This window comes from Bosea sp. ANAM02 (assembly GCF_011764485.1).
Taxonomy (GTDB): domain Bacteria; phylum Pseudomonadota; class Alphaproteobacteria; order Rhizobiales; family Beijerinckiaceae; genus Allobosea.
On record NZ_AP022849.1, the window covers coordinates 629,258 to 643,561 of the forward strand.

The following is a 14,304-nucleotide window of genomic DNA, read 5'->3' on the forward strand; positions in this document are numbered from 1 at the left end:
TGGTACCGGTCGCAACCCCGGGGCGATGACATGCGCCTTCGTGAGATCGCGGCCTGGGAGCTCCGCTACGCCGCCGGGGCGTGGACCTTCATGCTCGCGCTCGGCGTCACCAGCGCCCTTGGCGTCTACGAAGGGAACGACCTGATCACGCTGCTCTACGGCAGCGTCGTGGCCGTCGGCTGCGCCGGCGCCATCGCCGGCCGCAACAGCGCGCGCCCATTGATCGTGAGCGGGCAGGTCCTGCTCTGCTGCGGTCCGCTCGCGATATCCTTGCTGAGCAGCGGCGAGCCCTATCTGCTCGGCGTGTCGGGCATGATCCTGTTGTTCTTCGCCGCGGTCTCCTCGACCACGAAAACCCTCTATGCAGGGCTGCGCAGGGCTCTCGTCCAGACGCAGGCCGTCCAGAAGCTCGCAGCGCTGCACAAGCGCGAGAAGACGCGCTTCGACGATGCGCTGAACACCATGAGGGGTGGGCTGTGCATGTTCGACGTCTCGGGCCGCGTCGTCGTCATCAATGCTGGCCTGCGCTGCTACTTCCCGACGATCAAGCTTGCCAGCGGAGCGACCATCGGCGGCTTTGTGGAGGCGATCGGCGGAGCGACGCAGGCCAGCACCGAGGATCTCCGTCGCTTCGGCCTGGAGCTACGCGATCGGCTTGAAGGCGGCCGCCAGACCCCGGTCGAGCTTCTGACTGCCGATGGCAGCATCTTCGAGTTTCGCGTCTCCCTGCGTGCCGAAGGTGGTGCTGTGGTGGTGGTGGACGACATTTCCGAACGGCGCGCGGCCGAGCGCGAGATCAAGCACCTCGCTCACTTCTGTTCGCTGACGGGCCTGCCCAACCGCTTCCGTTTCCGCGATGAGATCCAGCGCGTGCTCTCGAACGCGAACAACGGCCTCAGCGGCGATGTCGCCGTCCTCTATGTCGACCTGGACGGCTTCAAGGAGATCAACGACAGCCTTGGCCATCCGATGGGCGACAAGCTGCTGATCGAGGTCGCCAAGCGACTGCACGAAGCCGCACATGGTGACATGGTGGCGCGCTTCGGCGGCGACGAGTTCGTTGTTCTGAAGACCAAGAGCGGAAGCTCACCGGAGCAGCTGGCGAAGCGTCTGATCGACGCCATCAGCGAGTCCTACGCGATCGACGGTCATCACCTCGTCGTAGGCGCCAGCATCGGCATCGCGTCCTGGCCCGGCGACGGCGAGACGGCCGACGACTTGATCCGCAGCGCAGACATGGCTCTCTACCATGCCAAGAACGCCGGACGCGGCCAGTATGCTCGCTTCGAGCCGCAGATGGACGCCGACGCGCAGCGCCGGCGAGAGATCGAAATGGACCTGCGGGTCGCCGTCGCGTCCGGAGCCTTCGAGCTTCACTATCAGCCCCTCGTGGATGCATCTAGCGGGCGCATACTCGCCTGCGAAGCTCTGCTCCGCTGGCGGCATCCGGATAAGGGCCTGATCTCCCCGGCTCAGTTCATCCCGATCGCCGAGGACACCGGCCTAATCGTAGCGATCGGCGACTGGGTTCTGGCCAAGGCCTGCAAGGATGCAATGAGCTGGCCTCAGGGCACGCGGGTGGCCGTCAACCTGTCGCCCATCCAGTTCAAGCGCGGTGACGTGGTCGGCGCCGTCCTCAGCGCGTTGCGGACCTCTGGCCTGCCGCCCGAGCGTCTGGAGTGCGAGATCACCGAGTCTCTGATGATGAGCGATACTCCGGCGACCCGTGAGGCTATATCCAGCCTCTGTGCGATGGGCGTGCGCTTGGCTCTGGACGATTTCGGGACCGGTCACAGCTCGCTCTCGCGGCTGCACGGCATCCCCTTCCACAAGCTCAAGATCGACAAGTCCTTCGTCGACAAGCTTGGCCAAACGCCGGAGTCAATGGCAATCGTGAAGGCGATCGTTTCGCTGGCCCGCGAGCTCGGGAAGACGGTGGTCGCCGAGGGCGTCGAGACCCGCGTTCAAATGGATATCCTGCAGAAGCTCCATGTTACCGAGCTGCAGGGCTACTTCTTCTCGAAGCCGGTCCCGATCGCCGATCTTCAAGCGAAGCTGGCCGAGCCCCGGGTGATCAAGCTCGGCCAAGCTGCCTGACGCTTACTGCGTCAGCGCACTCCAGCGCACCGGGTTCACCACCCGCTGCGCCCGATAGATCAGATAGGCCGCGTTATGTTTGCGGCCTGTCATGTGCATCCAATGACGCGCCTTCGCCAGCGTATCGCCCGGCGCGTGAACCTCCGCTACGAGGCGCTCGCAAACGAGATCAGACGCGGCGTACGAGGAGCCACGCTCAATGAGTGCGACGGCCCGATCCTCACGCATTTTTCCCGCCAACAGCCTGCCAGCGACGCCATCAAGGCTCCGCGGCAGCGTAAAGCGAGCCGTGGACGAGGCGATGATCGCGTTGCTCGCCAGCGCGATTTCCAGATCCGATCCGGACAGGTCGCCTCGCGCGACAGCAAGCGAGATCACCGGCGCGCGCAGGATCAGGTTCGCGTAGGCATAGAGGAGCTGGTCGAAATGGCTCGGACGCGCCGGTTCCTTGGCTCGCTCATGCGCCAGGTCGAAAACGATGTAGCGAAGCCGGCCGTCCCACACCCAGCCTTCTGCCTGCTCCATGGCGTCGAGCGCGGCAAGGCAGTCGGCGTCGTCGAAGCCGGCGAAGCCCTTGGCGATGATGAGCGCACCGGCCTCTTCATCGAAAAGGACCGTGGCTTTGCGCCCGGAAGCCACAGGAACGAGAGCCGGCTTACGCGTCCCGACGAAAGGACCGCGCTCGTTCATTCCTTCAAAGGCGTGGCTCATAACCGGTCTCTCCTGATCATTAAGGAAAGATTAACCGGACTATCCAGAATCTGACAATGGCCAATCCTGCGAGTCCTTCATCCACGGCGCGCGCGCCCGCCCAGCTTGAACGTCGAGAGCGACCGCGTAGAGTAGTGGCCCTTCGGTTCGGTGGTGGTGCCTTTGATTGACGAAAACAGGCGGGGCAATGCCCGCGGTCGCATTTCCCGGATCCGTCAGGCCGATGCCGACCATCAGGTCGTTACCGTCGTCACACCCACATCGGATCGGCTTCGCCATCGCCGGCGTCCCTGCGAGGAATGTCCGTGGCGGAAGGACGCTCCCCGGGGCGCATTCCCGGCCGAGGCTTATCGCCATTCCGCCGACACCGCTCATGACATGTCGCAATCGCAATTCAGCTGCCACATGTCAGGGGCGGAAAAGGTCAGCACCTGCGCCGGCTTCCTGCTTCGTGGAGCGGACCACAACCTGGCGATCCGGATGGCCATGCGCGAAGGGCGCTTTGATCCCGCCGATGTGACGGATGATGGGATCGAGCTGTATGCGGGCTATCGCTCCATGGCGATCGCTAACGGTGTCGATCCAGCAGACGCGACCATTGCCGGCTGCCGCGGTGCTGACGAGATCCCGCATAGGAGAGAGCGCGATCTCTAGCTCCTACGGGCTGTCGTGGGTTTCACCGCCGCATGCCATGGTCCAGGCAGGAGACCGCACATGCATCGTTTCGCCACCATCATCGAGAACGCCCCTGCGGGCCATACTGTGCTCGTCTGGGAAGAGGCCGAGGGCGGCGCCTGCAAAGTCGTCGAGCGCGGCGACGAGGCTCCTGGTGGCCTGGACGTCTATACCTTCGATGTGCAGACGACCTTCTCGCCTCGCGCCTCAGGCAACGCCGGCAAATATCCCGTCTCTGACGCCAAAGGCGCTCCGCTCTGGCCGGGGGCACGGATTCGTTTCCGCATCCCGACCCACTACATCAACACCGCTGGCGGCGAGGGCACCTTCAAAGCGGTCGACGCGTTCGGAGGCGCCTATTTCGATTCTGACGAGCCTCTGAATGTCTACTCGCGCACGGGCTTCATCGAAGCGGTTCGCCGCGAGCAGACCGCCGCCGTGTCGGAATACCAGTATGAAGGGCCGCAGCGCGGCTTCCTGATGCTCGCGCGAAAGCTGGGCGACCGCCACGAGCACGGCCAGACCGATATCGGCATCGAGCTGACCAGCGACCCCCGCTCGGTCTGCTCACTCGTGCCGTCTGCGCCCCGACCCTGAGTGAAATCAGGCGACCGACGCTCCTCGGAAGGCGTCTACCGGCACCTTGCCGTCGGGGAAGGCGATCGCGAAGGCGCTAGGCACTTCAATCGACAGCACCTGGAACCGGGAGTTGCTCTGGCTTGGGTCCGCGGTGAAGTGAACGAAGTCGCGCACGATGCCCTTGCTCGCTGCGACCAGGCTTATTTCCTCCGGACTGGGATCGCGCGAGAGCAGCAGATGCGTCGCGATCGTCTCGGCCCCCGCACGCCAGGCGATCGCCTTCCCGCTCTTGGTCGTTGAGATGGCGGGGATCAGGATCTCGCCAAGCCGAATGGGCGATTTCACAACCGGTGCGCGGGCGATGACCCGGCTTGTGGCAGCTCCCGCCGTGTTCTTCTCGATCACCTTCGCCTTTGCGGCGGCCTCGAAGGCCCCGATGACCTGGCCGACAGGCTTTCCGCTGGAGGGAGCCTCACAGCGAATGACGAACTCGCCCAGGTCCGGCGACGACACCGTGCAAAACAAACTCCAATCGGAGGGGGCGAAGGCAACGGACGGAGCGTCTCCATTCAACGTCTGCATAGCAATCTGCCGCGCCGTATAACGGACGTTCCCACTGCGCACGGAGGGCCCGAAGGCGGTGAGGCTGACCACGAGATATCCGGTGTCGCGCTCGATGATGCCGACCGCGCCGACCGGCTCGCGCGACAGATGGTCGAGCAGTGCCTCAGCCGAACGATAGACCTCGATCTGTCGCATCAATATCAGCTCCGGCGTTCCGCGGCGGCGGCGAGAGCCTCGAAGTACGTGAAGACTTCAGTACGGCTCAGATCGCTGAGCTCGTGCGGCTTCACCTGGCCCATCAAATGCTCGGTGTCCTCGATCGCGGCGCAGCTGCTGACGACCTGGGAAATGGTCTCCGTTCCACCGTCGCGCGAAGACTTGTGGAACGCCTTGAGCAGGAGCAGCACGCCGCGTGGGGCCTTCGCGTCCCGGTCGAGTAGGGCCTCCTCGTGACCCTTGATGAGCGCCTCGAGGCCCTTGTGCCATTGCATGCCGGCGAGCCGCATCGCGCCGAGCGCTCTATAGACAGTTGCCCGCTCGTTGTCCTTGACGAAGATGGTCGGCGGCGACACGACCGCAACGACGGAGGCGGGCGCCTCCACCAGACCGTCGAGATCTTCTCCGCCCATTCCTGCTTCGACCATGGATTGTCCTCGATTTCCCGTGGATGATCACCAGCATCAAGGTGTCGGTCAACGGTTCTTGAATTACCAGTAAGGAACAACGGTGGATCGCCACCAACAAGGTCCTTCAATCGATGCGATTCGTGATCCTTGCATTCGCAGTAGCAGCTCTCGGCGCGGCGCCCGCGCAGGCGAAGGGCGACCAGGAAGCCATCGCGACCGTCCGGTCGGCGCTCGATCGAGGGCACGGCCAGTCGTGCTCTCTCTCTGCCGAGCCGGTGGCACGGGGAGGCTATTATCCCTGCCTGGATATCGGGCCCTATCGCTTCGTTGCCGAGTATGGCCGTATGCGCGGCTTCGTTCTGATCGAAGGTCAGCCACCGTTCCCCATCCTTCACGCCGAGTCAGGACAGGTCGAGTTCCTCGTCCGCGGGCCCTGGCAGGACGATCTCGCTGAACGGGTCTCAGCCTGGTGGGAGGACGAGGTTTCAGGTGGACGGGCCCGTCGCGAGGCCCAGGAACAAGGAACCAAACGTCAGAGCGATGCCGAAAAGGCTGTCAGGCGCTTCACCAACCCGTCGCCCGCGCCAATCTCGGAGCCTGCGGCGCCGCAGCAGTTCGTCCCGCCACCGGTTGGCGTTGTCGGCGCTCCGGCTCGCAGGCAGTCCTCGGCACCGTCAGCTCCTCTTCCAGGCGGACCTATCGCATTGCGCGACCTGCCAGGCGGCCCAGCTCAGCCACCATCCCGGCAGGATCTCGGTGGCGTGAGCGATCCCAGGTTCTAAGGGGTCATACCCGGCGCGGGGGATATGATGGCCTTGATCTCCTCGAAGTCAGAGGCGTCATTGGCAAGCACAGTGCGCGTGCCCTCGTCATCCAGCTCGACACGGAACGTCGATGACGTCGCGAGCGACTTTCCAGCTTCCCCGAAGACATAGGCATACTGACCGGCGCCGACCTGCTTGCGAAGGCACGGCCCGCTTGAGGATCCGAACTGTTTGAAGCCGTCAACCTTCAACAGGTCGACCACGGGGCTCTTCACGACCGTCGACGACCCCAACGGCAATGCCTTGAGGATCTCGGAGCGTTCCTGGCTGGTTCTCTGTTGGACCAGCGTATAGGTCGCAGGCCTGGCCCGAGCGACAGCCGGGACGGCAGGGGCGTTCCGAGGCCGGGCAAGCCGCGGCGGGACGACTGCCGGCCCGGCATCATGTTCCAGCTGCGGGCGGGCGGCCGCGATCTGTCGACGCTGCATCCCCGCCAACTCCTGAGGATGGTCGCGGTAGTACCGCAGTCCCCCGTGCCAGCGGTAAATGTAGGTCGAGTCGGCCGGCGCGCCCATCTCGACCAGTTCCTGCACGAGAAGGAAGGATTCCGTTTCCGTGCAGGCAACGATCACGCGGGGTGTATAGTCCGGCATCACGGTCGCGAATGTGAGCTCGCGAGCATCGACCACACGTCCGCCGCCGGCCCCCAGCACCCACTCCGCGATCGCGTTGAGCTCCCATGCCTCGGAGGGGTAGCCCTGACCGTTGAGGTTCGCCATCACCTGGATCGAGCCGAGGGGATCGTGCCCCATCTGCGTCATGACAGCTTCATGCTCGGCAAAGCACGGGAACCGGCGGAAAACGCCGCGGCCTAGGCCTCGGATCTGGTTCTGGTAGTAGCGCGGAAGGTCGTAAACACGATGCCAACGCGGCTGGGCAGGGGGCGCCTGCCAGTTCGGGTCGCGCGCGAACACGTTCCGCTGCTGAACTGCAGGCAGGTTTTCTGGCGGCCGCGGGGGAGGCGGAGGCAGCTCGTCGACGCCGGGACCGTCCCGTCGTAGGAGCTCGATCTGACGAGCCCTTTCGGCATGGACGGCAGCGAGGCGCCCCAGGTTCCCGCGCGGCATTGCTGCCATCCGGGCCGCCTCTGCGTCTGAAATCTCGTCTTGGATTGGAGGGAGCTGATTGAGCAGCGCGGCGGCCCGGACGATAGCCTCCGGATCGAAATCGACCTGTCCCAGCGCTCGGGCGGTTTCTTCGGCCGTCGCGTCTTCGCCAGGCGCCTGCGCGCCCTCTGGCGCCGGCGGATCAATCTGAACGTCCCTCTCGGGCTGTGGCGTGGCCGCGACTTCGCCCTTCGAGACGGCGATCTCGATGTCGAGCTCGACCTTGTCGGCAACAAGGTCCTCTGTCGGGAGCGGCTTCTTCTCGTTCTCGGGCATGTCTACCGTTCAAATCTCAGGTCTTTGGCGTGACGCCATGTTCTGCTCCGAACGCGAAAGCCGCAAGCAGCAGTCCGCGCTGGCGCCGCGGTGGGCCTCGTGTGAGAATCCGTGAAACTATCCTTGAGGTCACATCATGCTTCGATTCGCAATCCTCGCCATCGCCGCCATCGCCTTGGGTGGCTGCGCCAACGATCGAGTCGTCGGCGGCGCACTGATCGGCGGCGGCGCCGGTGCCGTCGTCGGGGGCGTTGCTACGGGCAATGTCGGCGGCGCAGCGGCAGGCGCCGCGATCGGCGCGGTGGGCGGCGCCATCGTTGCTGACGCGACTGATCCTCGACCTGGCGTGAAATGCGTCCGGCCGGGATACGACTGGTACGGAAACCCTGTCTGCTTTGCGGTCGCGGTACCAGCCGACTATCACCGCGGCGATTATGTCGTCTATTACCAGGACGGCGGCGTCGGGCGGCGCTTCTTCGGCTACTGAACGGCCTTGAGGCGGGCGGCCATTTCGTCAACCCGCCGCAGTGCGCGGCGGGCATAGATCGCGGCAGACTGGCACGACAGCGCGGCGATGAGTGCGCCGATCGAGCCCGCAATCATGTGGTCTTGGGGCAGGGCGGTTGCGACGCTCCGCGTGGCCCCGGTCCCGGCGGCGCCCCCGATGACCACCGCTGCGAGGATCACCGACAGCATCTGATCGCGCAGGAAAATCGCTGCGAGGGCCGGCAAGGTCATGCAGATGGGAACAAGGGCCGGGACGCGGCTCGCGACCTCCAGTAGCAGCGAGACCGCTTCTTCACTGTTCAGCCCAGCCGCGTGAAGCAGGAGGAAGCCCAGGAGCGCCGCGACGGCCGTCGGCACGACCATGCTGGCAACGGCAACCTCAAGGATGCGTTCGCCCCAAACCGCTGCCCTTGCAAAACGCGCCTTCACGGCAGGCCGCCGGCCTGCTGAACCATCGCGAGGATTCGCTGCCCGATCGGACGCAGGTGCTGGACGATGTCCTGATCTGTAATCATTCCCGTGTACCAGCCGGCTCCAACGCCGATCACCGCCAGCACTGCGAGCGAGACGGCTGCCTCGGCCGCACGGATAGCGAGCCCCAACGGAGCGAGCGTGACCTGGAAGCAGGTCAGAAGCACGCGCGGAGCGTCGAAATACCAGGGCTTTGCCCAAGAGCCGAGATCGCCAATCGCGGATGCCTCGCGCACTCGGTCGACCGTCTTCGCTGCCTGGACGCGCGGCGCGCGCGGTGCAGGGGCCTCTTTGCCAACGTCGCTCATCAACCACTCAATCAACAAGGAATCATTCGAAGCTTGAAGGTTTGAAGAACATGGATGAAGAATCAAGACACCCCATGGAGTGAATCGTGCATAAGGTCCTTTCAGCGTTCCTCATTGCCAGCGGCATGACACTCGGAACCGCCGGTGCGTTGGCTGCAAACTGCACGCCGCCGGCCGAGCCGGAAGGGCAGGGCATCCGATTCCTGCTCGGCATCCAGCCATCCGATGGCATCCTAGACGTCTGGTGCCGAATTCAGGCGGTCCCGGGGAATTATCGCGTCAACGTCCTCTTCCCTGCTCACAAGGCGCATCGTTCGTTCGAGGCCTCCTTCGACGGATCTCGCTCGCGCCCGAAGGAGGAGCTCGCAAACTTCATCCGATCGCTCCTTCCGACGAAGGACGGCAAGATGACCGACGAGCAGGGGATGGCCTTCCCGGCGGTTCTCGGCACGAGTGTGCAGGCGCAAGCGCCAGAGGCTCCTGATGGCCAAGGCATCGGTGTCCCCAAGGCTCTCCCTGGCTCTGACGTCATCGCGCTCTGGGAGCCTGTCGTACTTCGTGTGCGGCCTCTCAAGATCGCGGACGCCGAGTTCACACTCCTCGTCACATTCCGGCCCAGCGCGGCACGCTTCCTGATGGGGCTCACGGGCTCGGCGGAGCGCTTCCAGGTGCAGGGCTACAAGTCGCGGGTTCTCGGCCCCGATGGCGTATCGGGGTGCCCGAAGCGCATCCCGAGCTGCGACAAGCTGCCGGAAGTCGTTTCCCTGGACACCGCTTGGATTGTGGATTCGGTCAAGCTCGAAGCCTCCGGAGGTGGCCTCTCAAGGGCGGCCGCGACCGTTCTTGGGCAGCTCGTTGAGGATAACCGCTCCTATGTCGGCTCCAACACGATGCAGCGATTTTCGGCGCCCTACGGCGAAGGCGAGGTGAATGCTGATGATGGCGTCCGCGAAGTGCTCGCTCTGGCTACCGGAGATCTGCAGCGGGCGGCCGGCACGCAGACCATCGAGGTTCTCTGGCGCGAGCGGCGCAACAGCAAGGGCACCTACGCGACCAACCTGGCTGACTGGCTGAAGCAGGTTCGAGAGCAGCTGGTCTACCAGTACGGCGCGAAGCAGGCGACACCATAGTCGACCCGACGCGACCCGCCACGAAGCCGCTATCGGTCCGAGAGATCGAGCGAGAAGGCTTCCTCGGGGGTCGGGAGATCCGAAAGCGACGAAAGGCCTGTGCGCTCCAGGAATTTCGCCGTCGTGGCATACGCGGCGGCAGCCCCCGTGCCGCGGCGCCGGCCAACGACTTCGACGAGACCGGCATCGACAAGTGCGTCGAGTACAACGCGGCCCAGCTTCACACCCCGAACGGTCTCTATCTGCTTCAGTGTTACGGGCTGGTGCATGGCGATCACCGCCAGGGTGGCGACAGCTTGCTCTGAGAGCCTACGGCCCGAGCCCAGTCGCGCCTCTGCAGGAAGCAGCTCGGCGCGCGCGCGCATCATATAGCCGCCGCCCTCATGAACAACTTCGATACCACGCCCCTTCCAGAAGGCGCAGATGCGTTCGATTGCGCCTGCGACATCAGCGCCGGCGGGCATCATCTCTGAGAGACGTTCCGGCTTCAGAGGTCGCGAGGCTGCGAAGAGCGCGGCCTCGATGCGCTGATCGAGCGTGGCGAAGAGCGGCTCGATGGTCATGCGGCGTGTTCGGAGCCCCACTCGGCGCGGAGCGCTTCGGCGGCCTTCAGCGCACGAGGGACCGAGATATTGGCGGCCTTGTTGGCCTGGACCAGCTCGACGACGACCTTCTCGTCGAGGTCGAGGCGCCCGCGGCTCAACTGCCGAAGCGCGATGATGACGATGTCCTTGCTCTGCGCCGCGACCGCGCGCTCGATCACCTGCTGGGCTTGATCGAGGACGGACATCAGCCCGGTGATCACATCGATGCTGCGGCTGATCTGAGCGTTCATCGCGAAATTGTAGGCGTTGGCGAGCGCCTTGGCCGCAGCCGACAGCGCCGAAGCCGTGGCCTTGGGGTCGATACCGGCCGCGTCGGACAGCTGGGTGATCGTCACATTGCTCATCACAAGGACCGACCAGATCTCGCGGAGGTAGAGGTCCGGAGTTCCCTCCGAGGTGATGGCGCCTTCGATCTCGCCGAGCAGCGGCACGAACCCCTTGAGCACCGCCTGATAATCGGCGCGGGAGACCCGCACCAGGCGGTGACGCCAATTCTCGTCCGCCTCCGGCAGAGCGTCGATGTCACGCTCGATGCCGCTGGCATGCTCGATCAAGGTCGCGATCCCGAACAACGCGGCCGGCATCGATCCGTGTTCCTCTTCGAGGGCACTGAGGAAGTCGTCCTCGGTCAGGAGCGAGAGATTGCCGCTCTTGTCGCTGAGATCGATTGCGAGCCTTCGCGTCGCGGCCGTCAAGCCCTCAACAGCCTCAAGGGGTATCTTGAACTTGGCCGCTAGCGCGTCGGCGAAGATCCGTGCCGCCTCGACCACAGCCTGGATTCGGTCGAGGTGAGAGGCCTCGAAATGGCGGAGCGTCGGAATGCTAGCTGCCAGCTCGACATACTCGCTAACCGCTCCAGCCTGGGCCATCACGTTCATTGACACGTTCTCCAATCCATCTGCCACGCGGTGCGGCAGTTCGACTTTCATGGAATGAAGGTCCGGTCCTTGTCCACGCTCAAGAACCCGCCATCCACCGACCTGATGCGCTGCTCAGGCGATAAGAGCGAAGACCTTGTTGGGACGAGAGCCGGCGTGCCAGCGCCAGATTCCAGTGTCGTGCTCCGTCCGAGAAACGCCTGGATCGAAGGGGGCGCCGATGTTGAGGCGAACCGATCTTTGCTCCATAGCGCTGCCGCTGAAGCCTCGCAGGTATTCAATCAGGCGGGAGAAAACCTCCTCGGGAAGATATATCGCGGCGCGTCCAGCCAAGTCCCAACCCGCGGCAATCTCCGAAAGCACCGCAATCGGCTTGCACGCTCCATAGGCGCGAAACAGCGCATATCGCCCCCGAAGTTCGTCCTCGACGATGGAGAACCCCATCCAGCTGCCGATTTCCCAACCCCCATTGATGACAGCGAGGCGAACAACTGAATGCGAGATCGGCCGGAGGGATCCCGCCTCAAGGACAAGGCGAGCTCCACCTTCTTCGACCGAGATCAGGTCAATCCGCGGCGGCAGGGGGCTCGAATGGACGGTGCTGGTCGCCTCGCTTCGAAGCCGCGAACGACCGCTCAGAGCCGTCGGCATGGCCGTCGCCGCAGGCGCAACGACAGGCGAGCTACGACGGAACGCGCTCGGCAGGAATCGATCGATTCGGTTCAACATGGCCGTACTCGTTAAGGATTTTGCTTATGATCCTTTTTGAACACGAATTCCTCAATCCGCGGCTTTTCCTGATCCACCGCTTCATTCGAGTGCGCGAGATAGACATGCTCCCGATCGGGAACATCAGAGCCCAAACGCGTCGAAAAGCACCTCCCTGCTCCCGAGCGGGAGCATGGACACTCCCCTCCGGGCGCTTGATCGCGTTCGGTCGCGCCACAGTCACCACGCTCGCGGGAAGCGGCTCACCCCGCCCGGCATGACCACCATGGCCTGGGGGACGATAGCGCTCGGCATTTCGAGCACCGACCCGATCGAGAAGGGGGCAAAAGCCTTCAACTCGATCACTATCGCCACGTCAATGCTCCCGCTCGGTAACATTTTGACCGACTCTCGCCCTCCGGCGGCCATATGTTACCGAGCGGGAACGCCGATTGAGATAAGCATTGTATTTGCCATGTTCCCGAGCGGTAACAAATGGGCTTGAAACTCGCTATGTCCCAGCCTATGTTACCGATCGGGAACACGGAACTTTATTATGGACGATAACAGCGTCGAGCGGCGCGCCGCCGAGTGGTCAAAGACGTTCGGAGCGATGATCAAGGCCCGGCGGCGAGCTCAAGGGCTGCATCAGGAGCAGCTTGCTCTGGCCACCGGCGTTGGTCGGCGCTTTCTGAGCGAACTGGAGAGCGGCAAGAGCACGACGCAGCTCGGCAAGGCCCTGCTTGTCGCGGAGACGCTTGGCATGAGGCTTGATGCCCTGCTTGAGGGGCCGTCGCAGGCAGCCGCCCCTGGCCCCGATCTTCCCGAGCCCTGCGACGAACTCCCACTCGAAGAGGACGAAGATGGACCGGCTCCCCGTCCACTTTGAGCGACGCCTTGTCGGCACCATCGACGTAACCGAGCAGGGGCCTGGCTTTGCCTATGATCCAAGCTGGCTCAGCCTGCAGGGCGCCTTCCCGATCTCGGTGCTGATGCCACTTTCGGAAGCGAGGGTCGCGCCGCGCATCTTCCTGCCATGGGCTGCCAACCTGCTTCCTGAAAGCGAGCAGCTGCTGTCCGTCGGACATTTCCTCGGTATGGCTCCCACCGACGTCATGGGAATCCTCTCCCGGATCGGCCGCGATACTGCAGGCGCACTGTCCTTCGGCACGCCTGGCAACACCAGCACGGCCGGGTGGCGCCCTGTCGAGAGCGCCGAAGCGCTCGAACGCATCATAAACGAGCTGCCGAACAAGCCCTTCCTGCTCAGCGAGGACGGCGTGTCGATGTCGCTCGCTGGCGCCCAGACCAAGCTCGGCGTCTCAATCGACGACGCCGGGCACATCTGCGTCCCGGCCGATGGCTCTCCGTCCACGCACATCCTGAAGCCCGACGCCCTGAAGCATATGTGGGGCAGTGTCCAGAACGAGGCGTACTGCCTAACATTGGCGAGGCTCGTTGGCCTGCCGACGGCGAAGGTGACCACCGGGCGCGCCGGCAGCCGCAGTTACCTGCTCGTCGAGCGCTACGACCGCATCAAGGGAAGCGAGGGGCGCTGGCGTCGGCGCCACCAGGAGGATTTCTGCCAAGCCCTTGGCCGGCTCCCGAGCGCGAAGTACGAAAGCAATGATACCGGAACCCGTGGCCCGGGATTGGCCGAAATGTTCACCGTCACCCGGGAGAACATGCCGATCGCCGACGTCCTGCATCTGCTCGATGCCGTCGTGTTCAATGTGATCATCGGCAACACGGATGCGCACGCCAAGAACTTTTCACTGACTCTATCGGCAAGCGGCGCACGCCTCGCTCCCGCCTACGACCTGATGAATGCTGACGTATGGGAGAACGTCAGCAAGAACCTCTCGCAGAAAATCGCGGGAAAGAACCGTGGTGAACACCTGCGCGGTCGGCACTGGCAGCGCTTTGCGAAGGATTGCGGACTGAACCCTGCTCAGGTGCTGAAGCGTGTCGAGTCGCTCTGTGAGGCCGTCCTGGCAAAGGCAGCCGAGGCCGAGCGCCTGGTGGAGGCAATGCCCGCCGGCGGGCATCCCCTGCTGCCTGCCGTTCGCTCCGCGGTCGAGGTCCACGCGCGCGCGCTCACACGCCAACTATCAGAGGTCGAGGAGACCGATGACCTCGACGCCGAGGCGTCGGTGTCCGCGCTGGCCCGCTGATCAGGCCCGCGCGGCGACCGCCGGGTCAGCGTATTAACCCTGGCGTGACTATGACTTATTGCCGT

Annotated in this window: 18 protein-coding genes; 8 read left to right on the forward strand and 10 right to left on the reverse strand. The window is 64.3% G+C overall.

Annotation, left to right across the window (positions count from 1 at the left end; genetic code table 11):
• Nucleotides 1-30 precede the first annotated feature (30 nt).
• Entirely contained in the window at nt 31-2,097 is a 2,067-nt protein-coding gene (locus OCUBac02_RS26850) for a putative bifunctional diguanylate cyclase/phosphodiesterase (RefSeq protein ID WP_173051018.1), read from the forward strand.
• 3 nt (nt 2,098-2,100) lie between these two features.
• On the opposite strand, the gene OCUBac02_RS26855 is transcribed toward OCUBac02_RS26850, so the two are convergent.
• Nucleotides 2,101-2,808 (reverse strand): Clp protease/crotonase-like domain-containing protein, encoded by a 708-nt coding sequence (locus OCUBac02_RS26855; protein ID WP_173051020.1) that lies wholly within the window; start codon nt 2,806-2,808, stop codon nt 2,101-2,103.
• Nucleotides 2,809-2,970: 162 nt separating this feature from the next.
• Between OCUBac02_RS26855 and OCUBac02_RS26860 the strand changes: the two genes are divergently transcribed.
• A complete protein-coding gene (locus OCUBac02_RS26860) occupies nt 2,971-3,462 on the forward strand; it encodes a DUF6283 family protein (RefSeq protein WP_244639308.1) in 492 nt (163 codons plus the stop codon).
• Between the two features lie 60 nt (nt 3,463-3,522).
• On the forward strand, nt 3,523-4,080 hold the full coding sequence (locus tag OCUBac02_RS26865; RefSeq protein WP_173051022.1) for a hypothetical protein: 558 nt from the start codon (nt 3,523-3,525) through the stop codon (nt 4,078-4,080).
• A 6-nt stretch (nt 4,081-4,086) separates the two neighbouring features.
• Here OCUBac02_RS26865 and OCUBac02_RS26870 read toward each other — a convergent pair whose 3' ends face one another.
• Together OCUBac02_RS26870 and OCUBac02_RS26875 are read right to left on the reverse strand one after the other, a co-directional pair.
• Nucleotides 4,087-4,821: a hypothetical protein gene (locus OCUBac02_RS26870; RefSeq protein WP_173051024.1), complete on the reverse strand. Its 735-nt coding sequence runs from the start codon at nt 4,819-4,821 to the stop codon at nt 4,087-4,089.
• Nucleotides 4,822-4,826: 5 nt separating this feature from the next.
• On the reverse strand, nt 4,827-5,270 hold the full coding sequence (locus OCUBac02_RS26875) for a hypothetical protein (protein ID WP_173051026.1): 444 nt from the start codon (nt 5,268-5,270) through the stop codon (nt 4,827-4,829).
• 113 nt (nt 5,271-5,383) lie between these two features.
• On the opposite strand from OCUBac02_RS26875, the gene OCUBac02_RS26880 reads away from it, so the two are divergent.
• Complete coding sequence (locus OCUBac02_RS26880) at nt 5,384-6,034, forward strand: hypothetical protein (RefSeq protein ID WP_173051028.1); 651 nt, start codon at nt 5,384-5,386, stop codon at nt 6,032-6,034.
• On the opposite strand, the gene OCUBac02_RS26885 is transcribed toward OCUBac02_RS26880, so the two are convergent.
• Complete coding sequence (locus OCUBac02_RS26885) at nt 6,031-7,458, reverse strand: hypothetical protein (RefSeq protein WP_173051030.1); 1,428 nt, start codon at nt 7,456-7,458, stop codon at nt 6,031-6,033. The genes OCUBac02_RS26880 and OCUBac02_RS26885 overlap by 4 nt on opposite strands.
• 136 nt (nt 7,459-7,594) lie before the next feature.
• Between OCUBac02_RS26885 and OCUBac02_RS27245 the strand changes: the two genes are divergently transcribed.
• Nucleotides 7,595-7,945, forward strand: a complete 351-nt coding sequence (locus OCUBac02_RS27245; protein WP_197933369.1) for a hypothetical protein — start codon at nt 7,595-7,597, stop codon at nt 7,943-7,945.
• On the opposite strand, the gene OCUBac02_RS26895 is transcribed toward OCUBac02_RS27245, so the two are convergent.
• Together OCUBac02_RS26895 and OCUBac02_RS26900 are read right to left on the reverse strand one after the other, a co-directional pair.
• A complete protein-coding gene (locus OCUBac02_RS26895; protein ID WP_173051031.1) occupies nt 7,939-8,394 on the reverse strand; it encodes a hypothetical protein in 456 nt (151 codons plus the stop codon). The two genes, OCUBac02_RS27245 and OCUBac02_RS26895, sit on opposite strands and share 7 nt — an antisense overlap.
• Nucleotides 8,391-8,744, reverse strand: a complete 354-nt coding sequence (locus OCUBac02_RS26900; RefSeq protein ID WP_173051033.1) for a hypothetical protein — start codon at nt 8,742-8,744, stop codon at nt 8,391-8,393. Before OCUBac02_RS26900 ends, OCUBac02_RS26895 begins: the two co-directional genes overlap by 4 nt.
• Before the next feature lie 407 nt (nt 8,745-9,151).
• Between OCUBac02_RS26900 and OCUBac02_RS26905 the strand changes: the two genes are divergently transcribed.
• Nucleotides 9,152-9,874 (forward strand): hypothetical protein, encoded by a 723-nt coding sequence (locus tag OCUBac02_RS26905; RefSeq protein WP_173051035.1) that lies wholly within the window; start codon nt 9,152-9,154, stop codon nt 9,872-9,874.
• 29 nt (nt 9,875-9,903) lie between these two features.
• Here OCUBac02_RS26905 and scpB read toward each other — a convergent pair whose 3' ends face one another.
• The 4 genes from scpB to OCUBac02_RS27555 all read right to left on the reverse strand — a co-directional run bounded on the left by scpB (nt 9,904) and on the right by OCUBac02_RS27555 (nt 12,440).
• Nucleotides 9,904-10,437: an SMC-Scp complex subunit ScpB gene (gene scpB, locus OCUBac02_RS26910; protein ID WP_173051037.1), complete on the reverse strand. Its 534-nt coding sequence runs from the start codon at nt 10,435-10,437 to the stop codon at nt 9,904-9,906.
• Nucleotides 10,434-11,357 (reverse strand): hypothetical protein, encoded by a 924-nt coding sequence (locus tag OCUBac02_RS26915; protein WP_173051039.1) that lies wholly within the window; start codon nt 11,355-11,357, stop codon nt 10,434-10,436. The genes scpB and OCUBac02_RS26915 overlap by 4 nt, the downstream gene beginning before the upstream one ends.
• A gap of 114 nt (nt 11,358-11,471) precedes the next feature.
• Nucleotides 11,472-12,086, reverse strand: a complete 615-nt coding sequence (locus OCUBac02_RS26920) for a hypothetical protein (protein ID WP_173051041.1) — start codon at nt 12,084-12,086, stop codon at nt 11,472-11,474.
• 219 nt (nt 12,087-12,305) lie between these two features.
• Nucleotides 12,306-12,440: a hypothetical protein gene (locus tag OCUBac02_RS27555; protein WP_280528871.1), complete on the reverse strand. Its 135-nt coding sequence runs from the start codon at nt 12,438-12,440 to the stop codon at nt 12,306-12,308.
• Nucleotides 12,441-12,621: 181 nt separating this feature from the next.
• Here OCUBac02_RS27555 and OCUBac02_RS26925 point away from each other — a divergent pair, with 181 nt between their 5' ends.
• Both OCUBac02_RS26925 and OCUBac02_RS26930 read left to right on the forward strand, forming a co-directional pair.
• Nucleotides 12,622-12,954: a helix-turn-helix domain-containing protein gene (locus OCUBac02_RS26925; protein ID WP_173051043.1), complete on the forward strand. Its 333-nt coding sequence runs from the start codon at nt 12,622-12,624 to the stop codon at nt 12,952-12,954.
• Nucleotides 12,929-14,239: a type II toxin-antitoxin system HipA family toxin gene (locus tag OCUBac02_RS26930; protein WP_173051045.1), complete on the forward strand. Its 1,311-nt coding sequence runs from the start codon at nt 12,929-12,931 to the stop codon at nt 14,237-14,239. The genes OCUBac02_RS26925 and OCUBac02_RS26930 overlap by 26 nt, the downstream gene beginning before the upstream one ends.
• Nucleotides 14,240-14,304 lie beyond the last annotated feature (65 nt).